General features: G+C 33.0%; 17 protein-coding genes. 12 read left to right on the top strand and 5 right to left on the bottom strand.

Annotation, left to right across the window (positions count from 1 at the left end):
- Nucleotides 1-27 precede the first annotated feature (27 nt).
- Nucleotides 28-1137, top strand: coding sequence for a UDP-galactopyranose mutase (gene glf / locus ACT53I_RS09905; RefSeq protein ID WP_476079521.1), 1110 nt, complete (start codon nt 28-30; stop codon nt 1135-1137).
- Here the strand turns inward: glf and ACT53I_RS09900 are convergent.
- The 5 genes from ACT53I_RS09900 to ACT53I_RS09880 are packed head-to-tail and all read right to left on the bottom strand — an operon-like array spanning nt 1134 to nt 7285.
- Entirely contained in the window at nt 1134-2228 is a 1095-nt protein-coding gene (locus tag ACT53I_RS09900; RefSeq protein ID WP_476079520.1) for a WaaS/CpsH family glycosyltransferase, read from the bottom strand. The two genes, glf and ACT53I_RS09900, sit on opposite strands and share 4 nt — an antisense overlap.
- A 2-nt stretch (nt 2229-2230) precedes the next feature.
- Nucleotides 2231-4027 carry an ATP-binding cassette domain-containing protein gene (locus ACT53I_RS09895; protein WP_476079519.1) on the bottom strand — a complete coding sequence of 599 codons (1797 nt, stop codon included), beginning with the start codon at nt 4025-4027 and terminating at the stop codon, nt 2231-2233.
- Nucleotides 4028-4030: 3 nt separating this feature from the next.
- A complete protein-coding gene (gene rfbA, locus ACT53I_RS09890; protein ID WP_476079518.1) occupies nt 4031-4891 on the bottom strand; it encodes a glucose-1-phosphate thymidylyltransferase RfbA in 861 nt (286 codons plus the stop codon).
- A 1-nt stretch (nt 4892) separates the two neighbouring features.
- A complete protein-coding gene (gene rfbB, locus ACT53I_RS09885) occupies nt 4893-5972 on the bottom strand; it encodes a dTDP-glucose 4,6-dehydratase (RefSeq protein WP_476079517.1) in 1080 nt (359 codons plus the stop codon).
- A 2-nt stretch (nt 5973-5974) separates the two neighbouring features.
- Nucleotides 5975-7285, bottom strand: coding sequence for a UDP-glucose dehydrogenase family protein (locus ACT53I_RS09880; protein WP_476079516.1), 1311 nt, complete (start codon nt 7283-7285; stop codon nt 5975-5977).
- A gap of 192 nt (nt 7286-7477) precedes the next feature.
- Between ACT53I_RS09880 and rimP the strand changes: the two genes are divergently transcribed.
- The 11 genes from rimP (at nt 7478) to pckA (ending at nt 25863) form a co-directional block, all read left to right on the top strand.
- The gene (rimP, locus tag ACT53I_RS09875; protein ID WP_476079515.1) at nt 7478-7945 is read left to right on the top strand and encodes a ribosome assembly cofactor RimP; all 468 of its coding nucleotides are present in this window, start codon (nt 7478-7480) and stop codon (nt 7943-7945) included.
- A gap of 57 nt (nt 7946-8002) precedes the next feature.
- Nucleotides 8003-9238 carry a transcription termination factor NusA gene (gene nusA / locus ACT53I_RS09870; protein WP_104793187.1) on the top strand — a complete coding sequence of 412 codons (1236 nt, stop codon included), beginning with the start codon at nt 8003-8005 and terminating at the stop codon, nt 9236-9238.
- A gap of 60 nt (nt 9239-9298) precedes the next feature.
- A complete protein-coding gene (gene infB / locus ACT53I_RS09865; RefSeq protein ID WP_476079514.1) occupies nt 9299-12169 on the top strand; it encodes a translation initiation factor IF-2 in 2871 nt (956 codons plus the stop codon).
- Nucleotides 12170-12462: 293 nt separating this feature from the next.
- Entirely contained in the window at nt 12463-15279 is a 2817-nt protein-coding gene (locus ACT53I_RS09860; protein WP_476079513.1) for a SusC/RagA family TonB-linked outer membrane protein, read from the top strand.
- 12 nt (nt 15280-15291) lie between these two features.
- A complete protein-coding gene (locus tag ACT53I_RS09855; protein WP_371487622.1) occupies nt 15292-16704 on the top strand; it encodes a RagB/SusD family nutrient uptake outer membrane protein in 1413 nt (470 codons plus the stop codon).
- 89 nt (nt 16705-16793) lie between these two features.
- Nucleotides 16794-18713 (top strand): putative porin, encoded by a 1920-nt coding sequence (locus tag ACT53I_RS09850; protein ID WP_476079512.1) that lies wholly within the window; start codon nt 16794-16796, stop codon nt 18711-18713.
- Between the two features lie 9 nt (nt 18714-18722).
- A complete protein-coding gene (gene bshC / locus ACT53I_RS09845) occupies nt 18723-20291 on the top strand; it encodes a bacillithiol biosynthesis cysteine-adding enzyme BshC (RefSeq protein WP_476079511.1) in 1569 nt (522 codons plus the stop codon).
- Nucleotides 20292-20328: 37 nt separating this feature from the next.
- Complete coding sequence (locus ACT53I_RS09840; protein WP_476079510.1) at nt 20329-22227, top strand: amino acid ABC transporter substrate-binding protein; 1899 nt, start codon at nt 20329-20331, stop codon at nt 22225-22227.
- A gap of 59 nt (nt 22228-22286) precedes the next feature.
- Complete coding sequence (gene fabD / locus ACT53I_RS09835) at nt 22287-23162, top strand: ACP S-malonyltransferase (RefSeq protein WP_476079509.1); 876 nt, start codon at nt 22287-22289, stop codon at nt 23160-23162.
- A gap of 64 nt (nt 23163-23226) precedes the next feature.
- Nucleotides 23227-24129 carry a GYDIA family GHMP kinase gene (locus ACT53I_RS09830; RefSeq protein WP_476079508.1) on the top strand — a complete coding sequence of 301 codons (903 nt, stop codon included), beginning with the start codon at nt 23227-23229 and terminating at the stop codon, nt 24127-24129.
- A 129-nt stretch (nt 24130-24258) separates the two neighbouring features.
- Nucleotides 24259-25863, top strand: coding sequence for a phosphoenolpyruvate carboxykinase (ATP) (gene pckA / locus ACT53I_RS09825; protein ID WP_476079507.1), 1605 nt, complete (start codon nt 24259-24261; stop codon nt 25861-25863).
- Nucleotides 25864-25896 lie beyond the last annotated feature (33 nt).

Here is a 25896-nt window from a genome sequence, read left to right as displayed (position 1 = left end):
ATATCTTTACAAAAATTTTGAGAAAGTATGAAAAAGTATGACTATCTAATTGTAGGAGCTGGTTTTTTTGGAGTGATTTCTGCGTTTGAACTGACTAAAAAAGGATATAAATGTTTGGTGATAGAAAAACGAAATCACATTGCAGGAAATTGCTATACCGAAAATGTAGAAGGCATCAATGTACATAAATATGGAGCGCATATTTTTCATACGAATGATCAAGAAATTTGGGAGTACGTAAACAATTTGGTAGAATTTAATAGATATACCAATTCACCAGTGGCAATGAATCATGGGAAATTGTACAACTTGCCGTTTAACATGAACACGTTCTACCAAATTTGGGGTGTTAAAACTCCAAAAGAAGCTGCCGATAAAATTGCAGAACAAACAGAAAAGTACAAAGATATCACCCCGAAAAATTTAGAAGAACAAGCATTAAAATTAGTAGGAGATGATATTTATAAATTGCTCATCAAAGAATACACAGAGAAACAATGGGGTGTAAAAGCTACGGAATTGCCAGCTTTCATCATCAAGAGATTACCGGTGAGATTTACTTTTGACAATAACTATTTCAATGATAGATTTCAAGGAATTCCTATGGGTGGTTATACTAAAATTTTTGAAAAATTATTAGATGGAATAGAAGTACAACTGGAAACAGATTTCTTTGAAAATAGAGCCTATTTCGAAAATCTTGCCGAAAACATTATTTACACAGGTCCGATTGATAAATTCTTTAATTACGAAGCAGGAAAACTGAATTACAGAAGTCTAAGATTTGAGAATGAAACCTTAGATATGGAGAATTTTCAAGGAAATGCAGTGGTGAATTATACGTCTCACGAAGAAGCTTTTACCAGAATTATAGAACATAAACATTTCGAATTCGGGACTCAAGAAAAAACCATTATTACCAGAGAATATCCACAAGATTGGAACGAAAATTTAGAGCCATATTATCCTGTAAATGATGAGGTGAATAATACGATTTACAATGCATACAAGAAAAAAGCAGAAGCGCTAGAAAATGTAATTTTCGGAGGAAGATTAGCGGAATATAAATATTATGATATGCACCAAATTGTAGGATCTGCTTTGGCAAAAATGAAAAAAATTCCTGCTAAAAATTAATCTAAATATTCTATTTTTTGGTAATCGCCAATTCTGAAAATATTTTTCACCCAGTTTTTAATGCTGTATTTTTCAAAAATTTCTGGAGGCAGTTTTTGATAAGGAATAGAGATGAAATGCTTAATTTGTTCTTGATAATCTTCTATTTTATCGAAATCTACAATTAAAATATTTTCTGGTCGGTAGAAATCATAGTTTTTCACCGTTTCATTGTCGGTAATGAGTTTTACTTCGTAATACATACATTCGAAGAAGCGAAAAGATAACCCAATGTGATGTTTTTTTCTGATGTCTATAACGATTTTAGAAGATTTGGTTTTTTCCATTGCTTCTTGATAAGAAACATAATCGTAGATGTATTCAATTTTAGGGTTTTTCAGTTTTTCTTCTTCATTTAATAGAAAATTTTTCTCCAAATGAATTTTGACCTCAGTTTTTCCTGTGAAGTTTTTTAATAATTTTTCTAATAATAAATCACGTCTTTGTTCAGGTAATTTTCCACCAAGAGCACCTATGTAATATAAACCCAATTCTTTAGTATTGTAGTTTTCTCTGTTTTCGTCAAAAACATAATAATTGGTCAAAAAATCCATTTTCAGCTCTGGGAATTTCTTGATGTCGTTTTGGTCAAAAGAATAAAGATACTTGAAATATTTTCTACTTTTATGTAGACTTTCTAAGAAAAAAGGTCTTATTCCGTCCCAAATGTAACCAGCGGTTATTTCGCCTAATTCAGATGCTTTTTTGATAAATTTCGGTGTAAATTCGTCAGGTTTTATGATGAGAACAAAATCAAATTTTTGATTTTTAAAAAGTTTTAATTTTTCTAAATTGAAACGATTGTAATGATTTTTTTCGGCTATATAAATGTAGGTTTTATCTTTCTTTACAATTCTGTGATAAATATTTTTCAGTTTATCAGCCCAATTTTTATTTTGAAATTTTGGTGGATTTTCTACTTCTAAAAACTCAACTTTTAAGCCTAATTTTTTCAGATTTTCAATCATAGGTTGATGTAAACCTTCGGAAAATTTTCTCCAAGGTTGATAGATCACCAATATTTTTTTTCCTGAAAGTTCTAGGTCTGTCATGTTTATCTGTTCATGTCTTGCATCATCGCCATTTTTCTGAATCTTTCAGAATTTTGATAAAGTTCTGCGTAGTTTCCAGAAGCGATGATTTTTCCTTGGTCTAGAAGATAAATTACATCTACATCTTTTATGGTAGAAAGTCTATGCGCGATGATAACCATGGTAAATTTACCTTTTAGACTATCGATATTGTCTTTAATAATCATTTCTGTTTCAGAATCTAGCGCCGAAGTTGCCTCGTCCATAATCAGAAGTTGAGGATTTTTATAGAGTTCTCTTGCAATAGAAATTCTCTGTTTTTGTCCACCAGAAATAAGGATTCCATTATTTCCTAAAGGAAGATTTTCGTCATTTTTGTGAAAAGCTAAAAATTCTTCCAGAGAGGAAAGTTGAATAGCTTTTTTAAATTTTTCTAAATTTTCTGGAGTTTTTGGAGCCCAAAACGTGATATTATTGTATAAAGTGTCATCAAAAATCACAGATTCTTGGGTAATGTATCCTACGTGTTCGCGGAAACTATTGATATTATAGTCGGCTAGATTTTCTTTTTCTTTGAAGAATATTTCCCCAGAACTTGGCGCAACCAAACCACAAATAACATTGGCTAATGAAGTTTTTCCTGCACCACTTTCTCCTACCAATGCGATAGAGGTTTTCGGCTGAATGCTGAGGTTGATTTGGTTTAAAACCAGATGTTGATCGTATTGAAGAGAGATATTATTTAACGTAATTTTTTCAATGCTTTCTACGGTTTTCGTTTTTTCTATTTCCGAAGATTTTTTAAATTCTGAAAGCATTTCTTCTACTGAATTGAGCCCGGGAATATTGGTTAAAAATCTATTCCAATAGCTTTGCATAACAGTTAAGTAACTTAGAGAACGGTAGAATAATAGTAAACTCGCCATCATAGAAGGCATATTTCCGCCCATTAAATTGATTTGAACAATAATCACAAAAACAATTACAACAATAATTAATGGCTCTCTTAAGCTATCTGAAATAGCGGTGATTTTGCCGATTTTGTATTGATTTTCTTCGGAGAGTTCTATTTCTTTTTTTATTTTTTCTTGATAAGGAGCTATGTAATTGGTGGCTTTCAGATATTTAAAATGATTGATATTTTGAAGCAAAAAAGCTTGAAAATTTTTACCAATTTGTGATAATCTATTGGCGTATTTTTTAGTGTAAATATTAAGGTATCGGAAAATGAAATTGGTGATTAAACCACCGAATAAAACCAGTAATGCAAACTGCCAGTTAGATAAAAATGCTAATCCTAAGTACGTAATCACCATGATTACATTTTGTAAGGTGAAGAAATAAAGAATCAGCGACTGAACCAATCTTCCTGTTTCACCGGTCATGTTGTTTTGTATAACCCCAGAATCTATTTTAGAGAACCCAATATAACTGGTGTCTCTCAATCCTTCTACTAATCTAAATCTTATTTTTCGAGTAGAAGCTAATTGAATTTTACTGAATAATATGGTTCTGATGTAAGATAAAATGCCTTTCAAACAAAATATCGAAACCATCATAATTAATGCTACGGTGAGTGTAAGTTGAAAACCTGTTTTTTCTATCAAGTCTACCAAAAATTGTAATTTTCCTAATGATTGGTTGTCGCTTTTTGTATTCGTAGAAAGATAAAGTAACGGGATGAATAAAGTGAGGCCAATTCCATCAAGAAGTCCCACTAAAAAATTAAGAACAACATATACGTAAAGTTTATACCCTACAATTTTTCGGTAATAATTGAAAAAACCTATAACAGATGTATGTTTAGATGAATCTGCCATGCATTAATTCACTAATTTTTTTAAATAATCACCATAACCACTTTTGCCATATTTTTCGGCAGCAGCCAAGAGTTGTTCTTTATTGATAAAACCTTTCTTATAGGCTATTTCTTCTATGCAAGAAATTTTGAAACCTTGTCTTTTTTCTAGAACTTTTACAAATTCTGAAGCTTCGTGTAGCGAGTCAAAAGTTCCTGTGTCTAGCCAAGCCGTTCCCCGAGACATTACGCCCACTTCTAATTCTCCTTTTTCTAGATAAATTCTATTAACATCGGTAATTTCTAATTCTCCTCTTGGTGAAGGTTTCAAGTTTTTGGCAATTTCTACCACTTGATTATCATAGAAATATAAACCTGGAACTGCGTAATTAGATTTCGGGTGTTGTGGTTTTTCTTCAATAGAAACAGCTTTATAATTTTCATCAAATTCTACTACACCATATCTTTCTGGGTCAGAAACTTGATATGCGAAAACGCAACCGCCTTTTACGTCTGTTTTGCTTTCTAACAGTTGAGGTAACCCACTTCCGTAGAATATATTATCTCCCAAAACTAAGGCAACAGAATCTTCGCCGATGAATTCTTCTCCTAAAATAAAAGCTTGAGCTAAACCATCTGGAGAAGGCTGAACTTTATATTCAAACTTACATCCAATAGAAGAACCATCTCCCAATAATTTTTTGAAACTTTCTTGATCTTGAGGCGTGGTGATAATTAAAATCTCACGAATCCCTGTCAAAAGCAATACAGAAAGCGGATAATAAATCATAGGTTTGTCATAAACAGGCATAAGTTGCTTGCTTACGGCAATGGTAAGCGGATACAATCTAGTTCCTGAACCTCCTGCGAGAATAATGCCTTTCATTTTAGTGATATTGTTTTTCGTAATATTTTTGATAATCTCCAGAAGTTACGTTATTTAGCCATTCTTCGTTTTCTAAAAACCAATCAATCGTTTTCGCTAATCCTTCTTCGAAAGTTACACTTGGTTTCCAGCCTAAATCTTTGTTCAATTTTGTTGCATCAATCGCATAACGTTTATCGTGACCGGGTCTATCTTTTACGAAAGTAATCAATTTCTCGCTATAACCTGCTGGTTTTCCTAATTTTGCATCCATTTGTTTGATGAGTTCTTTAATCAAATCTATGTTTTGCCATTCATTCCAGCCACCGATATTGTAAGTTTCACCTGTTTTTGCTTCATGGAAGATTTGGTGAATTGCTTTAGCATGATCTACTACATATAACCAGTCTCTGGTATATTTTCCATCGCCATAAATTGGTAATGGTTTTTCATTAATAATATTATGAATACAAAGCGGAATCAGTTTTTCTGGGAAATGATTCGGGCCATAATTGTTAGAACAATTAGAAATCACGAAAGGTAATCCGTAGGTGTTTCCATAAGAACGCACGAAATGGTCAGAAGCTGCTTTACTAGCAGAATAGGGCGATTTCGGGTCATAAGAAGTTTCTTCGGTGAAGAATCCTGTTTCGCCAAGAGCGCCATAAACTTCGTCTGTAGAAACGTGGTAAAAAAGGTTTTCTCTTTTTCCATCAGGGAAGTTTCCGTGGGTGTGTTCTGGATTGAGCGTCCAAAATTCTTTACATAAATTCAAGAGATTTGCAGTTCCGAAAACATTGGTGCTAATGAAACCATTAGGGTCTGTGATGCTTCTGTCTACGTGAGATTCTGCAGCCAAATGAATGACTGCATCAGGATGATATTTTTCAAAAATCGGTCTTAGTTCTTCGGGTTTTGTAATATCTGCTTTCTCGAAAAAATAATTGGGTTCGTTTTCTATATCCTTTAAATTCTCAAGATTCCCAGCATACGTTAAAGCATCTAGGTTAATGATATTATATTCTGGATTGTTTTTTACAAATTCACGTACTACGTGCGAACCTATAAATCCCGCTCCTCCTGTTATGATGATGTTTTTCATTTTTATTTGACTGTTTTTCTTCCGATAGATTTGTAGAAGAAACCACTTCCTTCTGCTTGTTCCATAGAGAACATGTTTCTACCATCGAAAATCACTTTGTTTTTCAGTTTAGAAGCCATTAATTCAAAATTAGGATTTTTGAACTCACTCCATTCTGTGGCAATTAATAAACAATCTGCACCTTCTAGAGCGGAATACATGTCTTTTGAGTATTCTATTTTGTCGCCTAAGATTTTTCTTACATTTTCTTCTGCGATGGCATCATAAGCTACGACTTGAGCTCCTTTTTCTAATAGAAGTTCAATATTGTCTAAAGAAGAGGCCTCTCTAATGTCGTCTGTATTTGCTTTAAAAGCCAATCCCCACATTGCAATCTTTTTACCTTGAATACTTCCATCGAAATATTTTTCGATTTCGTCTACTAAGATTACTTTTTGTTTTTTGTTGATGTATTCTGTGGCTTCTAAAATTTTAAAATCAAAATTTTCTTCTTTTCCAGATTTGATTAATGCTTTTACATCTTTTGGAAAACAACTTCCTCCGTAACCAATTCCTGGGAAAAGAAAACGGTGCCCAATTCTATCATCACTACCCATTCCAAGACGAACTTTGTCTACATCTGCGCCTACTTTTTCGCAATAATTGGCGATTTCGTTCATGAACGTAATTTTCACAGCTAAGAAAGAATTGGCAGCATATTTGGTTAATTCCGAAGATTTTTCATCCATAAAAATAATAGGAACTCCAGTGTTGGTAAATGGCTGATATATTTTTGCCATAATTTCTTTTGCTTTTTCAGAAGAACTACCTACTACAACTCTTGAAGGGTTCATAGAATCTTCCACTGCGAAACCTTCGCGTAAAAATTCTGGGTTAGAAACTACGTCAAAAGGGATGTGTGTTTTTGCAGAGATTACATCTCTTACTTTGTCTGCAGTACCTACAGGAACGGTAGATTTATTGACAATAACTTTGTAGCTGGTCATCATTTCACCAATTTGATTGGCTACGCTGATGACATATGATAAATCAGCACTGCCATCTTCTCCTGGCGGCGTAGGTAAGGCTAAATAAATTACATCAGATTTATCCAATGCTTCTTTTATGTTGGTAGTAAAGAATAATCTCTCTGCCTGTATGTTTCTAAGGAACATTTCCTCTAAGCCAGGTTCGTAGATTGGGACGGTGCCCTGTTTCATTCTTTCTACTTTATTTTCATCAATGTCTACACAATATACAGTGTTACCAAGTTCGGCGAGCGTTGTACCGGTTACGAGTCCTACATATCCAGTTCCTACTATTGAAATATTCAAAGCTTTATATTTTTTTAAATTTATGCAAAGTTAATGAATTTTTGAGTTCTAGGGTAAATTCTTAATCTTTTGAAAACCAACAATCTTTGCAAAATTCAAAATTATTATGTATATTTGCCTCGGATTTACGGAAAAGAAATGGGAAGGCTTCGAAAGAAAGCCTTTTTTCGTAGCGTAACCTCAAATGTGATTATGGATTTTAGAGCAAAAGTAGAGCAACTCGTTCATGAGTTTTTAGAAACTAGAAAAGACCTGTATCTCGTTGATTTAAAGATTTCTGCAGGAGATGATATTACGGTAATTTTAGATGGAGATGAAGGTTTAAGTCTTCAGGATTGTCTTGATGCAAGTAGAGCAGTAGAATTTAATCTTGACAGAGAAGAGCATGATTTTTCTTTGCAAGTGATGAGTCCGGGATTAAGTGAGCCGTTGAAACTTCCTCGTCAATTTAAGAAAAATATGGGAAGGGAAATAGAAGTTCTTCTGAATTCTGATGAAAAAATACAAGGTGAAGTAGTAGCAGTAGATGATGAAAATGTAACTCTGGTATTAAGATACAGAAGGCCTAAATTAATAGGGAAAGGGAAAGAAGATGTAGTAGAAAATAAAGAAATTCCTTATACTGACATCAAAAAGGCTCTTGTAGTCATTAAATTTTAGTCTTTCAAAGGCTAAAACTGGTTTAAATAACATTAAAATTAATATAAAAAAATTAAAATGGACAATTTAGCGTTGATTGAATCCTTTGGTGATTTTAAAGACGAAAAAGGGATTAGTAAGATTGATTTAATGGCCATCATTGAAGATTCATTGAAAACTCTTTTGAGAAAAAGATATGATTCTGATGACCATTTTGACGTGATTGTAAACCCTGATAAAGGAGATTTTCAGATATTTCTAAATAAAACAATTGTGGAAGATGAAATGTCAGAAGATGATGATTTGGAAATAGAAATTTCAGAAGCGAAAAAAATAGACCCTACTTTCGAAGTAGGTGAAGAATATACTCAAGAAATTCCTGTAGCACAACTAGGAAGAAGAAATATTTTAACCCTTAAGCAAATTCTGGCAACTAAATTGCAAGAGCATAATAATGCAATGCTTTACGAGCAATTTAAAGATAGAATTGGTGAATTGGCTATCGGTGAAGTGCATCATATTCGTCACAAACATGTAATTTTGCTAGATGATGAAGGAAATGAATATATTTTACCAAAAGAAAACCAAATTCCTTCTGACTTTTTCAGAAAAGGAGATAATGTAAGAGCAATAATTGAAACGGTAGATTTCAAAGGTTCTAAACCTCAAATTATCGTTTCTAGAACGGCTCCTAAATTCTTGGAAAAATTATTAGAACTTGAGATTCCAGAAATTCAAGATGGTACTATTATTTTGAAAAAAGTAGTGAGAATTCCTGGTGAAAAAGCGAAAATCGCGGTAGATGCTTATGATGATAGAATAGACCCAGTTGGAGCTTGTGTAGGGGTGAAAGGTTCTAGAATTCATGGCGTAGTAAGAGAATTGAGAAATGAAAATATAGACGTTATTCAATGGTCTAAAAATTCAGAAATTCTTGTGAAGAGAGCACTTGGTAATGTAACGATTAATAAAGTAGAAATCAATGAAGATGAAAACTACGCATTAGTTTACACGCCAGTAGAAGAAATTTCTAAAGTAATCGGTAAACAAGGTCAAAACATTAGATTGGCATCTTGGTTATCTGGTTTTGAAATAGATGTTTACAGAGAAAAACAAGCAGATGATGATGTGGAATTAACAGAATTTGATGATGAAATCGAAGCTTGGATTATTGCTGAGTTTAAGAAAGTAGGTTTAGAAACAGCGAAAAGTGTTTTAGATAAAGATACAGAAGCGCTAGTAAACATGACCGACTTAGAAGAGGAAACGATAGAAGAAGTAAAAAGAATTCTAAAAGCAGAATTCGAAGATTAATATCTTTAATTTTATAACAAAAATAATTTGGCTTAATAGCCTAAAAGCAATTTACAATCAATGCCAAAAATTAGATTAAATAAAGCGGTAAAGGAATTTAATATCTCGATGTCTAGATTAGTAGAGTTTCTACAATCAAGAGGCTTCGAAGTAGAAAGCAATCCAAACGCTCAATTAGAAGAAGCGGCATATGCAGCATTAGAAGCGGAGTTTGCTAGAGATAGCGAACAGCGTAAAGCTTCTCATGAGGTAGTGATTTCTAAGGTTCCAGAAGAAAAGTTAGAAATTGAACCTAAAAAACCAGAAGTGATCAAAGCGAAAGCTCCATCTATCGGTGAAGCTAGAGTTTTGGGTAAAATAGAATTAGAAAAACCTAAGGCAGAAGTTCCTGCTGTAGAGCCAGTAATCGCTCCAGAGGAACCGAAAAAGGTGGAAATCAAAAAAGAAGAGCCTAAAAAAGAGGAACCTGTGGAACTTAAAGTTTTGGATAAAATTGATTTAAGTAAAATAGAATCTAATAAACCAAAACCTTCTCCTAAAAAAGAAGAAAAGCCTAAGCAAGAGGCTCCAAAATTTGAGAAAAAAGAACTTCCAAAGCCAGAAGTGAAAAAAGAGCAACCAAAAGCTCTGCTAAAAGAAGAAACCACTTCTGTAAAATTTGATGAGCCTGAAAAAATTAAAACGGTTTATCAAAAACTAGATGGACCAAAAATTGTCTCTACTGAAAAAATAGACCTTTCTCAGTTCCAAACTAGACCTTCTAAACCAGACCCAAATAAGAAGAAGCAGAGAAAGAGAATTAATAATAGTCCAGCTCCTACACAAGGTCAAAATCAACAAGGTCAAGGTGGTAACAATAACCAACAAGGAGGTGATAAAAAACCTTTTAACAGAGATAATAACAATCGTCCGAACCAAGGTGGTGGAAACAACAACCAAGGTGGAGCGAACAGAAACAGACCTCATAGCCCTAATTATAAAGGCGGCGGTCATAAAGGCAGAGAAAAAGTAATGCCTGTAGAACTTTCTGATGAGCAAATTAAAAATCAAATTAAAGAAACTTTAGAAAAACTCACCAATAAAGGAGGTAAATCTAAAGGTTCTAAATATAGAAAAGAAAAGAGAACCTACCGTAGAGAGCAGGATGAATTACAGCAAGAACTAGAAGCAGCGGACAGAACACTTCGTGTTACTGAATTTATCACTGTTTCAGAGTTAGCATCTTTAATGGATGTAAGTGCTACAGAAGTAATTTCTGCATGTTTCTCTTTAGGTGTAATGGTTACCATGAACCAAAGATTAGAAGCGGATACACTTACTTTAGTGGCTGATGAATTTGGTTACAAAATAGAATTTGCAGATGCAGATTTAGAAGCAGAATCTGAAGAAGAAGTACAAGATACTGAAGAAGATTTATTGCCAAGAGCTCCTATTGTTACGGTAATGGGACACGTAGACCACGGTAAAACTTCATTATTAGACTACATCAGAAAAACCAATGTAATTGCTGGTGAATCTGGAGGTATTACACAGCATATCGGTGCATATAATGTGAAATTAGAAGGAGGACAAAGAATTACATTCTTAGATACACCTGGTCACGAAGCCTTTACAGCGATGAGAGCAAGAGGTGCACAAGTTACAGACATCGTAATTATTGTAGTTGCTGCGGATGATGATGTAATGCCACAAACCAAAGAGGCAATTGCTCACGCACAAGCTGCTGGTGTTCCTATGATTATCGCCATCAATAAAGTAGATAAGCCAAACGCTAATCCTGATAACATTCGCCAACAACTTTCTGGAATGAATATTTTAGTTGAAGAATGGGGAGGAAATGTACAAGCACAAGAAATCTCTGCGAAATTTGGTAATAATGTAGACTTATTATTAGAAAAAGTATTGCTTCAAGCAGAAATGCTAGAACTGAAAGCTAATCCTAATAAACATGCAACTGGTGCAATCATTGAAGCGTCTTTAGATAAAGGAAGAGGTTATGTTTCTACCGTATTGGTACAAGCTGGTACACTTAGAGTAGGAGATTATGTAGTAGCGGGTAAAAACCATGGTAAGATTAAAGCTATGCTAGATGAAAGAGGAAGGCAGCTTACTGAAGCTGGTCCTTCTATTCCGGTAACTATTTTAGGTTTAGATGGAGCTCCAACTGCTGGTGATAAATTTAAAGTTTACGAAGACGAAAGAGAAGCGAAATCTATTGCTAATAAACGTGAACAATTACAGAGAGAACAGACCATTAGAACTAAAAAACACCTTACTTTAGATGAATTAGGAAGAAGAATTGCTCTAGGTGACTTCAAAGAATTGAATATTATCCTAAAAGGAGACGTGGATGGTTCTGTGGAAGCGCTTTCTGATCAGTTACAAAGACTTTCTACTGCGGAAATCAGCGTGAATATTATTCACAAAGGTGTTGGTCAAATCACTGAGTCAGACGTATTATTAGCTGCAGCATCAGATGCTATTATGATAGGATTTAATGTAAGAGCTGGTGCTAATGCAAAAGAATTGGCAGACAGAGAAGAAATAGAAATCAGAACTTATTCTATTATCTATGCAGCAATAGACGATGTAAAAGAAGCGATGGAAGGTATGCTTTCTCCAGAAATCAGAGAACAAGTAATAGGAAATGTAGAAATCAGAGAGACATTCAAGATTTCTAAAGTGGGTACTATTGCTGGTTGTATGGTTCTAAACGGAAAAGTAACCCGTAATTCTAAAATTAGACTTCTCCGCGATGGAATTGTAAAATACGATGGTGAATTAGAATCTCTAAAACGTTTCAAAGACGATGTAAAAGAAGTAACCAAGGGCTATGAGTGTGGTCTTAACATTAAAGGCTATAATGACATAGAAGTAGGTGATATCTTAGAGGTCTATGAAGAAATAGAAGTAAAGAAAAAACTTAAATAGTTTATTTACAATAGCAAATCCCGAGTAAAATCGGGATTTTTTATTGCTACCCCTGTTATTTGTATTAATTCTAAATAAAATTTATTTTTTTATTTTTTTTTGAAAAAATTAACATTAAAAAAAACATAAATTTAAAAATCATTAATTATATAAAATTTTTATGAACACTTTTTAATAAAAGGTAAATATGTTGTTTAAAATGATAAAATATAATATTATTTATTTAACTTAAAATTTGGTTATGTTAAAATTAATTAACATTTTTGTTTATTAAAATATTAAATATTGTTAATATGAATGTAAAATTAAAAGTTTTAACAGTAGGTGCTCTATTTTTTATAGGAGGTCAAGCTGTTATGGCACAAAAGAAAAAAGATTCTTTAGGTGAAAAAAAGATTGAAGAAGTAGTAATTGTAGGTTTTGGTCAAAAGAAAACAGTAAATGAATTAACAGGGGCTGTAGGAAATATCAAAGCTGATGCCATCGAAAATGTTCCAGTAGCATCAATTGATAAAATGCTACAAGGTAGAGTTGCTGGGGTACAGACAGGTAATGCTTCTGGTCAACCTGGTGGATTTGCTACTGTAAGAGTAAGAGGGATTGCTTCAGTTAATGGTGGAGTAAATCCAATTTATATTGTAGATGGAGTAAGAGTTACCGCTGGAGACGTAACAAGAGGAGCAATTACAGCAAATATTCTTGCCAACCTTAACAGTGATGATATTGAAAGTATGACGGTACTTAAAGATGCTGCATCTACTGCAGTATATGGTGCTGATGCTGGAGCTGGGGTAGTAGTTATTACAACAAAATCAGGTAAAAAAGGTAAACCAAGAATCAATATTAATTTTGAGCATGGTACTAACTCAAGAGCAATTGAGGGACAAAGAGGTTTAAATACTGAACAATATAGATATTTACTATCTCATACTTTTGGAAACTATTTTGGATTAACTCCGGAAGAGTTTGCAGCAGAAGCAGTTGCAGGAAATATTAATGCAGATTTACAAAATATTTATACAACTTCTAATAGTACAGATTGGAGAAAAGCATTAAGTAGATCAGCATACCAACAATCAGCAAATGTTTCAATTAATGGAGGTAATGATAAGGTAACTTATTATAACTCAGCAAACTATTTCTTGCAAGAAAGTGAGATTAAAGGATCTGACTTCAAGAGAATTGCTTTCACAAATAAAGTAAATTATGACGCATCAGATAAGTTCAAGGTTGGAACTGATATTCAGATGTCTTACAGTAAAATTAATACGCTAAATAACGGTGGTGCTTTTGCAAATCCAATTTTAACAGAGCTTTTTGCAAGACCTACCGATGCAGCATATAATCCTGATGGGTCTTACTATTTAGGGGTAAATGGTAGATTAAGTAATAACTTATTTAATAATGCATACTTAGCTGAACATAATTATTATAGAGCAGAAACAGCAAGGGTTTTTGCTTCATTAAATGCTGATTATAAAATCCTTAAAAATTTAAACTATAGATTTGTATTTGGTGGAGAATTCATCAATGTAGAAAACCAAACTTATCTTAACCCTGTTCATGGAGATGGATATGCAGTAAATGGTAGAAAAACAGAGTCTATAGACAGATTGTTTAATTGGAATCTACAAAACATTTTAAGTTATAACTTTAAAATTGGAGATAAAAATAACTTTGATGTAAGATTAATCCAAGAAGCTTATCAAAGACAGAGCCATGTAGTAGGAGCTAGTGCTACTTCTGTAGGGTCTCCATTATTAGAAACTTTAACAAATTTTGTTAAGCCTGCTTCTTTCCAAGGAGATAGAGGACAAAGCTCTAGAACTGGTTATGCAGCAGTGTTTAATTACAATTTTGATAAGTTAATTAACTTAGATGCATCGTATAGAAGAGATGCTTTATCTAATTTTACAGAAGATCAAAAATGGGGAGATTTCTACTCAGTTGGTTTAGCAGTAGATTTAGCAAAAATAAACTTAATTAAGCAAATTGATCAAATCTCTATGTTTAAATTGAGAGGGTCTTATGGTAAAGTTGGTAACCAGATCTCTAGTAGCCCATATTCATTACTAGGTTTCACAACTAACTATAATGATTTAGCTGCTGTAACTTATGGTGGTGTATATAACCCAGATTTAAAATGGGAAGCTATTAAACCTCTAAGTGTTGGTATTGATGCTGGTTTATTTAATAATAGATTGACATTCACTGCAGAATATTATAGTAAGAAAACAACAGACTTAGTGTTTTCACAACCATTATCATTGTCTCAAGGTTTAGCGTCTATGGACAGAAATATTGGTTCATTGGTTAACAAAGGATGGGAATTTGCGGTAAACGGAGAAATTATTAGTACAGAAAATCTTAGCTGGGAATTAGGCGGTAACTTCAGTACATTAGATAATGAAATTACAAAACTTTATGGAGGTACAGATATTATTTCTGGTTCTACAATCTTAAGAGAAGGAGAATCAGTAGGTACTTACTATATGAGAAAATGGGCTGGAGTAGATGCTACAACAGGTAGCGCTCTTTGGTATATCAATGGTAAAGATGGAGAAACAACTTCTAACTATAACGCTGCTCAATTAGCAGTTCAAGGAACTAACTTCTCTAAATATTATGGAGGTTTTAATACTAAAGTTGTTTACAAAGGATTTAGCGTTGAGGCTTTAGCAACTTATGGTTTCGGTGGTAAAGTATTAAATGACTGGGCTAATTACACTCAATCTGATGGTCAATATTCTTATAATTATTCAGGTTCTACAGACCAATTAGATTTCTGGACTCCAGATAATCCAAATGCAGCTAATCCAAAACCTGTTTATAACAACTCTACATTATCAAACAGAGTTTCTACAAGATTCCTATCTAAAACTGATTTCTTAAGATTAAGTAATGTGAAAATTGGATATAAATTCAATTCAGATTTATTAAAGAATACAGGTTTAGCAGGATTTGAAGTATATGTTCAAGGTAATAATGTTTGGACTCATCTATATGATGATACTTTAAGATTTGACCCAGAAAATAACTTAAATACTGCAAATAATCTTAATTTACCAGTTCAGAAAACTTATTCATTAGGATTTAATTTACAATTTTAAAAAATTATAAAAATGAGAAAAAACATTTTAAAATATACAATAGCATGTCTTTCAATAGGTCTTACTATGGCGTCATGTAGTAGAGACTTTGTTGAGACAGAATTTTTCCAGTCTGTAGAGCAAAGACCGTTAGTTTCTATTGAAGAATTAGAATCTTCGGTAAGAGGACAATATAATGCAATGAGAAGTGCCTCTTATTATGGATGTGACTTCACCATGATTTCAGAAGTGAGAAGTGATAACATGTTTTCTAATAACGCGAGTGGTTATTATAATACTGTAAGTAATTACTCTATGTTATCAAGTGACGCTTATGCTTCAGGTCCTTATACACAAATGTATAGAGTGGTAGCTTTAGCTAATTTAGTTATTAATAACCAATCTCCTACTCCATTAACTTGGAAAGTAAGTACTGATCCTACAGCAATTAAAAATAAAGAAAATTACTTAAAAGGACAGTCTTATGCAGCTAGAGCTTTAGCATTTTTTGATGCTTTAAGACTTTATGGACAAGAATATTCAGGAGGGACAACAGGTATTGTAATTCCTACTAAATATGAGCCTACTAAATTACAAGCTAGAGCAACAGTTGACGAAGTGAGAACTCAGATTGAAAATGATTTCACTACAGCTCTTTCTTTAATGTTGCCAAGTTTAGATTCTTATACAGATAAAACAGTTCTTAATACAGTATCTGTAAAAGTTTTAATGTCTAGATATTATCTTTACAAAAAAGATTATGCAAAAGTTAGACAATTAGTAAATGAAGTTATTACTGCTAGCTCTGGTAGATATTCAGTAATTGGTAGAGGTGATTATGCTAACAGTTTCAGAAATAGCTCTGCTCAAAATTCAATTTTTGAATTAGCTATTGGGACTTTAGGTGATTTAGGAACTACTTCTACTTCTTATAAACTTCTTAACGCTCCTCTTGGATATGGAAACATGAAAGTTCTTTCTGCGCTTAGAAGTTCATATAATGCTAATGATATTAGACTTGCAGGTATAACTACTGGATTGGTTCTAAATGGAAAATATGCTAATACCTTTGATAATATTAAAGTAGTAAGATTTGAAGAAGTTTTACTAAATGGTGCAGAAGCAGAGTTAATGCCAGGTGGAGATCCAGCAAAAGCTTTATTATATTATAATTTATTACTACAAAATAGAGTATTAAATTATGTTCCAGCTGTAGCTGTTACATTAGCAGATGTTTATCAAGAAAAGAAAAAAGAGTTTGTAGGAGAAGGTCATGGTATGTTTGACTTATTGAGAAGAGGACAAGGCATCACTCAGAGAAATACTTCTGGTGCAGCTGTAAGAGTAAGAAATGTTGGTGACAACTTACTTGCTTTCCCAATTCCAAGAGCAGAAATTAATGTTCCTGGTTCATTAGTAGTACAAAATCCAAGCTACTCTAACTAATTAAATTTAGTTCATCATAAAAACCCTCCGATTTCGGAGGGTTTTTTATTTCCATTAATTCTCTTACTTTTGTACTTCAAAATATTAAAATGAAATACACTTTATTCATCATATTTTTTGCAGTACATTTTTTTGGAGCGCAAATCGTCAATAAAACAGATAGCAATGTCCCTACGGATACATTGATTGTTGACAAGGGAAGAAAAGATTCTTTGAAAATCTTTAAGCCAACTATAAATGACTACCAGTATTATAATCAGTTTTCTGAAAAGAAAATTTTTGATACCGTTTTTACGATTGACAAATCTTATCAATTTACACAATACAATAACCAAGACAACTTTGGGAAAATTCAATTTGCCAACATCGGTTCTGGATTTCAAGATTTAATGTTCCGTGTCAATAAAGAACAAAGTTTAGCTTTATTGCCTACCAGAAAATCGCATTTCATTTTAGGAATTGATGATATCAGATATTATGATGTAAAAACGCCTACCACATCTTTCGTCTACCATAATGCAATGAAACAAGGAGCAGCCTTGAAAACTACTTATACTCAAAATGTAGGAAAAAATTTCAATGTAGCATTAGAATATATGGGACTGCGTTCTCAAGGTGTTTACCAAAGAGAATTGGCGTCGTCTAATAATTTCATTTTGTCTTCTCGTTTTAATTCTAAAAATAATCGTTATCGATTTTTCACACATTACATTCACCAGAACGTAAACAACGAAGAAAATGGTGGAATAGAAGATTTAAGTCTGTTCTTGGGAGATGACACTCGTTTTAATAATAGACAAAATCTTGCCGTAAACCTTACCTCTACAGATTCTAGATTTTCGTACAGAAGATATTATTTCTCTCAGGAATTTCAGTTTGTGAATTCAGAGAAATATCCTTTTAAAGTAAGACATACGATTTTCCATCAAGCCAATAAATATTGGTATAAACAACAAGGTTCTGAGTCGTTTTATAATTCAGATGTTGTAGAAGATTATGGAACGTCTGCTTATAAGTTTTCTAAAAATTTAAGCAATACTTTTACCTTACTTTTTGATAAACCTACTTTCAAATTAGAAGCAGGAGTTCGTCATCAAATGATTAATTTAGGAACAGACAAAGAGCTTCCAGCCATTGTTGGTATCAATATCCCTCTAGACAATAAAGAAAACAGATTTGGCGCAGTTGGAAATTTAGAAATCAAATTATGGGACAAGGTGGATTTAAAATCTAATCTAGAATATTCTAACGGAAGTACTTTTGGCAACTTCCTTCGTTCAGAAAATAACTTGAAATTAGAACCGATTAAAGATTATATTTTAGATGCTCATGTAAATTTACAAACCTCTAAACCGAGTTTTAACTATTTAATCAATCCATCTTTTTACCAAAATTTCAATTATAATTTCTTAGACGCTAAAAACGAAAGCACTTTAGAAATCGGAGGTAAAGTCAATCTGAAGTGGTTCCAAAGTTCAGTTTTTGCTAATTATTTTAGAATAGAAAATTACACCTATATCGGCGCAGATTATCAGCCAAAACAAAGTGAATCATCGCTCAATATTTCTCAAATCGGTGGCGAAGCTACTTTTTCTTATTGGAAACTTAATTTCAATACCAAATTGCTCTTCCAATCAGCTTTGTCTGAAAAAAATCTTTATCCAATGCCTAGTTTTATCGGGAGATTGAATGCTTATTATCAGGCAAAAGCGTTCAAAGATGCTGCAGAAATTCAAACTGGAATAAAAGTGTATTATTTCTCGAAATTTAATTCTAGAGAATATTTCCCAGTATTGAATGAATTTGCAGTTTCTGCAAATACGGCTTCTATTGGTGGTCAACCAATTGCAGATGCTTATTTTAACATGAAGGTAAAAAGAATGCTTATTTATGCAGAAGCGCAGCATTTCAATACTACTTTCATGAAAAACAAATCATTCGCTGCTCCCAATTATCCTATTTATGATTTTCGATTGAATTTAGGAATTGTTTGGTATTTATTTCACTAAATTTGCTTCATGCCGAAGTTTAAATTTCTGTTTCAAGATTTAGAAACCATCCCGAAATTAATCAAGGACTTTCTTCAACAAGAAATTCCGCAGTTTTCTGCATATAAGTTTACCTTAGAGAACGCACTGTTACAAGCAGAAAAAAAAGCAAATAACTATACATTAGAGCAAAGAAAAATTTTGGTAGAAGTTCTTAGAGCGCAGCATCAGCATTTAGATATAAGTGCTATGCAATCGCAAAATTTAGATTTGCTCTTGTCTGAAAATACTTTTACTGTAACTACAGGCCATCAACTGAATTTGTTTTCTGGGCCAGTATTTTTTGTTTACAAAATTTTACAAACCATAAAAACGGCTGATTTTTTAACTCAAAATTCAGATAAAAATTTTGTTCCTATCTTTTGGTTGGCTACAGAAGACCACGATTTTGAGGAGATTAATCATTTCAAAACTGCAAATGGATTTTATCAAGTCAAAGGAAATTCTGGTGGTGCAGTTGGCAGAATTATTATAGAAGACAATAGTTTTTTAGAAGAATTCGAAAAAGAGTTTAAAGATGATGTTTTCGGAACACAGCTTATTCTTCTTGCCAAAAAAGCTTATCAAAAAGGAAGAACTTTTACCGAAGCTACACAGATTTTGGTTCAAGAAATTTTTGCAGAATTTGGACTTTTAATGATAGATGGAGACGATGTTTTGCTCAAAAATCAAATGCAAAATATCTTCAAAGAAGAATTGCTAAACCAAACCACGCATTATTTTTCTCAAGAAAATGTAAAATTCCTAACAGAGAAATACGGGAAAGTACAAGTAAACCCTAGAGAAATTAACCTTTTCTACTTGTCTGATACCAGAAATAGAATAGAATTTGATGGGGAACAATTTCAGATTGTAGATAAAAATCTCACGTTTACTTTAGAAGAATTGGCAGAAGATTGGTCTAAAATCTCCCCCAATGCTTTGCTAAGACCAGTTTTTCAAGAAAAAGTTTTGCCCAATATTGCTTACATTGGTGGGAATGCAGAAATTATGTATTGGTTAGAAATGCCAAAGGTTTTTGAAAAATTTGGGGTAGAATTTCCTCTTTTGGTTCCCAGAAACTCTATGTTGTTCCTTGGAAAGAAAACTTTAGATAAAATAGAAAAATCTGGAGTAGCCTTACAAGACTTTTTGGGAGATTTCCAGAAATTCTTAAATCAAAAATTGCTGAAAGAATCAGAATTGAATGCCGATTTAGAAAACCGAGAGCAATTGTTAAAAGAAAATTTCGAAATTTTAAAAAATAAAGCTTCACTTACCGCCGTTACCTTTAAGAATATGGTAGAAGCAGAAGAAACGAGACAATTGAAGTCTTTTCAAAAATTTAAGAAAAGATTGTTACGTGCAGAAAAAATTCTTCACGCAGATAAAATAGATTATCTTCAGCGTTTGTATTCAGAAATTCACCCTGCTAATAATTGGCAAGAAAGAAGCCTCAATTTCAGTGTCTTTTTCGCGGAAAACGGCGAAAAATGGCTCGAAAATTGTTACCAAGAAATGGAGGTTTTAAATTCTGTCTTAATTGTTAGCGAATTTTAGCCCGAAAAACATTAATTTTGCATTTTAAATAACAAGGATGAAAAAATATCTTGTATTCATATATACTTTAATAGGTTTTGTAGCTTTTGCACAGAAAACACACACTGTAGCAAAAGGTGATACTCCGTATAATATTTCTAAAAAATATGGCGTAACACTAGACGAACTCACGAAGCTAAATCCTCAAATCAAAGAGGGAAAATTAGCGATTGGAGATGTTTTAATCATCACTAAGAAAAACTCAGAAGTTGTAAAAACTACTGAAAAAGCGGTGGCTACTACCAATCAAAAATTAGGCAAAATTGTTCTTCAACCGAAGCAAACGATTTACGGAATTACCAAGCAATATCATATTTCTGAAGCGGATTTAAGAAAATTGAATCCTAACTTAGACCAGCATATGAAAATTGGTGACGAGGTAACTTTGCCTGCTGAAAATATCAAAAAATATGCAGATCAAAATGCATTTGTAAAAACAGAAGTTCCAGTAGAAAAACCTGTAGAAAAGACAATAGAAAAGCCGAAAGCAGATGAAGGAACTTATGTAATTCAGCCAAAAGATAATTATTACAGAATTACCAAAAGTTTTAACCTTACTCAAGAGGAATTATTTGCCATCAATCCTGGTTTAGAAGAAAAAGGATTGCAACCCGGCGAAGTCATTAATGTGAAAAAACCTCAAAATTCTAAGGTTAAAGAAACAGTAACTTGGCAAGAAGATAAGAAAACCGAGAAAGCAGAAGTTCAGAATGTAGTTGCAGACGAATACCAAACGTACACGGTTCAGAGTGGCGATACTGTTTTCGGAATTCTTAATAAATTTAATGTTTCGCTAGACCAATTGCTAGAACTTAATCCTAAACTTTCAGAAGGTTTAAAACCAGGAATGATTCTAAAAGTTAAAAAATTAGAATCTGCTTATGTTAAAAAATCTGGTGATGAGTTAAATGTAGTTTTAATGTTGCCATTCGGTTTTGATGATGGTGATAGTAAATACAGAAGTATGGCTGCTGATTTCTTAACGGGTGCAAAATTAGCCATCGAAAGAAATGCTAAAGCAGGTCAAAAACTAGATGTAAAAGTAATAGATGCAGGAAGTGAAGCAAGTTTTAAAAATTCACTTACGCAAATCAATCAGAATAATACAGACTTAATCATAGGACCGTTTTTCAAGTCAAACGTTTTAGAAGTTTTAGACTATGTGAAAACTCAGAAAATTCCTGTGGTAGCTCCGTTTGCTAATTCTCCAGAGCTTAGAAATTATAGCAATTTGGTAATTATTGAAACGGAACAAAGTGTTTTTGCAGACAGAATTGTAAAAGAAGTTTCTTTGGCATATTCAGACCAAAAAATATATATCGTGGCAGATGCAGATAAGACGTATGCCAATTATATGAAGAAACAATTAGAAGGTCAGTTGAAAAATGCAAACATCACCGTAGTGAATTCTTCTGAAGATATTCAGTTAGATACGAATATGATGACCGGCCAAACCGCTCCAGTGATTGCTATTTTGGCAAATGATAATGATGATGCAGGAAGTGATTTTTCAAAAAGAATCATTGACTTGGCTAAAGAAACCAGCGGAATGAAATCATTCAGTATGTATTACCATCCATCTTTTGAAAAAAATATTGCCGAACTCAGCAATGCGAGCTTGGTGTATTTGATGGATAGAAAAATAAACACAGACGGTGACTTCGAAAAAGAAGTTCTCGCAGATTATAAGAAAAAATATTGCAAAGCACCTTCTAAGTATGCTGTAATTGGTTTTGACGTAGTGAATGATATGTTGACCAGAGAAAACAGCAAGGGAGAATTGTTTAAGCAAATGAATAAAACTCAAACCCAATTGGCTACCAAGTTTGAATTTGTACGAAACAAAAACGGTGCATACGTGAACCAGGGTTACAGAGTAGTGAGATTAGTTCCTTAATAGCGAAAACTAATACTAAACAAAAGAAGAATAAGACTCAAATTTTATCGAAAAAAATTATGAAAGCACTTGTATTTCCAGGGCAAGGTTCTCAGTTCGTAGGAATGGGAAAAGAACTCTATGATAGTAGAAAAGAAATTAAAGACCTCATGGATTTCAGTAATGAAATTCTAGGTTTTGATATACTAAAAATCATGTTCGAGGGAACTGATGAAGACCTTAAAAAAACAAAAGTTACTCAACCAGCAATATTTATTCATTCTGTGGCTGCTGTAAAAGCAATAGACGGAACAGGAGCTCAAATGGTAGCAGGACACTCTTTAGGAGAATTTTCAGCATTAGTTGCTAATGGAGTTTTAAGTTTTGAAGATGGACTTAAACTGGTTTCAGAAAGAGCTTTGGCGATGCAAGAAGCATGTGATGTTAATCCATCTTCTATGGCAGCAATTCTAGGTTTAGATGATGCTAAGGTGGAAGAAATTTGTGCGTCAATTAATGGAATTGTAGTCCCAGCGAATTACAACTGTCCAGGACAATTGGTAATTTCTGGTGAGACCAAAGCGGTAGAAGAAGCGTGTAACGCTATGAAAGAAGCTGGTGCGAAAAGAGCATTAATTTTACCTGTAAATGGTGCGTTTCATTCACCTTTAATGCAACCCGCACAAGAAAGACTCGCTGCAGCAATAGAAAATGCAAAATTTAGAAAAGCAACCATTCCGGTTTATCAGAATATTACAACGACTGCAGTTACAGATCCAGATGAAATTAAGAAAAATCTGATTGCTCAGTTAACAGGACCTGTAAAATGGACACAGTCTGTACAAAACATGATTAAAGAAGGCGCTACAAATTTTGTAGAAGTAGGACCAGGAAAAACTTTGCAAGGACTGATAAAGAAGATTAACTCCGAAGTAACAGTTGCATCTGCAATTTAAAATAAAGTAAGCCACAAATTTTTTTGTGGCTTTTTCTTTTTATTTTTGTTAAAAATAAAATCCTTTGAAAAATCACATATTTTCACCAGGCAAATTACTGATTACTTCAGAATATTTTGTATTAGATGGAGCTTTAGCTTTAGCAGTACCTACTCAATTGGGGCAAGATTTTTATTACGAAGAAGAAAAAGATGGTGCTTCCATGGTTTTTTGGGAGGCTTTGCATGAGAACAAACCTTGGCTTTCTATCCAAATAGATTATAAAAATTGGGAAATTGTACAAACCAACCTTCCTGAAAGCGCAGCATTTATTCTTAAAGTGCTTCAAAACGTACAGAAACTTTCTACAGAAAAATTTCATAGCGATTCTACGTATAAGATTACTACTAATTTACAGTTCCCCGCGAATTATGGATTGGGGAGTAGTTCTACATTGATGAATAATTTAGCAGAGTGGTCTCATATAGATGCTTTTCTTCTTAATGAACTTTCTTTGGGTGGAAGTGGTTATGATATAGCTGTGGCTCAAGAAAAGTCTGCCATTCTTTATCAAAATAGCCCTAGAAAAGTAGAAAGAGTAGAATTCAATCCTAGTTTTACTGATGATTTAATCTTCATTCATTTAAACCAAAAGCAAGATAGCAGAGAAGGAATAAGAGCTTTTCAGTCTCAAAAAAAATCTTTAGATTTAAGAACTGACTTTTCAGAAATTACTCAAAAAGTACTACAATGTGAAACCTTGGAAGAGTTTTCTAACCTTATGATATTGCATGAGAGTAAGTTAAGTGAATTTTTAGGAATGAAAACAGCCAAAGAAAAACACTTTCAAGACTGCCCAAGTTTCATTAAAAGTTTGGGAGCTTGGGGCGGAGATTTCGTTCTAGCTTCAAAATTTGGGGATTACAAAAATTACTTTTTTGAGCGCAATTTTAGAAATATCATAGAATGGAAAAATTTAATATATTGATTTTCAATATTTTGAAAATAAAATCTATGACGAATTTCAGTGACTAAAGTCATAATTTATGATTTAATAAAACTATATACTTTTGCTAATTTTGTAATACAAAAAAATATGAACAATAATATTTTAGTTATGAAAAACATTAAAATCATTCAAGAGCTACATGATCTAGGTATTACAGGTTATCACGAAGTAGTGTATAATCCAACCTATGAAGAACTTTTTAAAGCAGAAATGTCTGCTAAAAATAAAGGTTTTGAAAAGGGAGCTCTTACAGAATCAGGCGCAGTTGCTGTAAAAACGGGTATTTTCACAGGTAGATCACCTAAAGATAGATATATCGTAAAAGATGATGTAACAAAAGATACTATTTGTTGGGACGGAAAAGTTAATTTCCCTACAACTCCAGAGATTTTTAAATCTTGTAAAGAATTAGTTTTAGAACAGCTTTCTTCTTCTAAAAAATTATATGTAGTAGATGCATTCTGTGGTACCAATCCAGATACAAGACTTAAAGTAAGATTTGTAATGGAAGTAGCATGGCAAGCTCATTTTGTAACAAATATGTTTATTAGACCATCATTATATGAGTTAGAAAACTTCGGAACTCCAGATTTCATCGTGATGAATGGTTCTAAAACAGTAAATCCAGATTGGCAGGCTCAAGGATTAAATTCTGAAAACTTTGTAATGTTTAACCTTACAGAAAGAATTCAAATTATTGGAGGAACTTGGTATGGAGGTGAGATGAAGAAAGGGATGTTTGCCATGATGAACTACTATCTTCCATTAAGAGGAATGGCTTCTATGCACTGCTCTGCAAACGTAGGAGAAGAAGGTGATGTAGCATTATTCTTCGGACTTTCTGGTACAGGGAAAACTACACTTTCTGCAGACCCAAAAAGATATTTAATTGGTGATGATGAACACGGATGGGATGATAATGGTGTATTTAACTATGAAGGTGGTTGCTACGCAAAAGTAATTGACCTTACTGAAGAAAAAGAACCAGACATTTTCAGAGCGATTAAGAGAGATGCTTTATTAGAAAACGTAGTGGTAAACGAATATGGTGAAATAGACTATAAAGATAATTCTATTACAGAAAATACTAGAGTTTCTTACCCAATCTATCATATTAATAAAATTGTACTTCCTTCTAAAGCTGGTCACGCTAAAAAAATCGTTTATTTATCAGCAGATGCATTCGGAGTATTGCCTCCAGTATCTATTTTAAGTGATGATCAAGCTCAATACCACTTCTTATGCGGTTATACATCTAAATTAGCAGGAACAGAGAGAGGAATCACTTCTCCAGAGCCTTCATTCTCTCCAGCTTTCGGTGAAGCTTTCCTTACATTACACCCAACAATGTATTCTAAAACATTAATTGGTAAAATGAAAGAACACGGAGCTAAAGCTTATTTAGTAAATACAGGTTGGAATGGTACTGGTAAGAGAATTTCTCTTAAAGATACTAGAGCAATTATTGATGCAATTATAGATGGTTCTATAGAGGGTGCACCTAAAAATGTAGTTCCAATTATGAATTTAGAAATTCCTACTTCTTTACCAAATGTAACTGAAGGAATTCTAGATCCAAGAAACACGTATGCTGATGCTAGCGAATGGGAAGCAAAAGCTAAAGATTTAGGAGCTAGATATATCAAAAACTTCGAACAATACTGCGATACAGAAGAAGGTAGAAGATTAGTTGCAGCTGGTCCTCAATTGTAAAAAAGAGAAATGCCTAAATATAAAATCCTCAGT

It is taken from the genome of Cloacibacterium sp. DMC96 (assembly GCF_056313765.1).
Note: the sequence above shows the minus strand (reverse complement) of the source record. Positions and strands in the feature narration are given on the sequence as shown.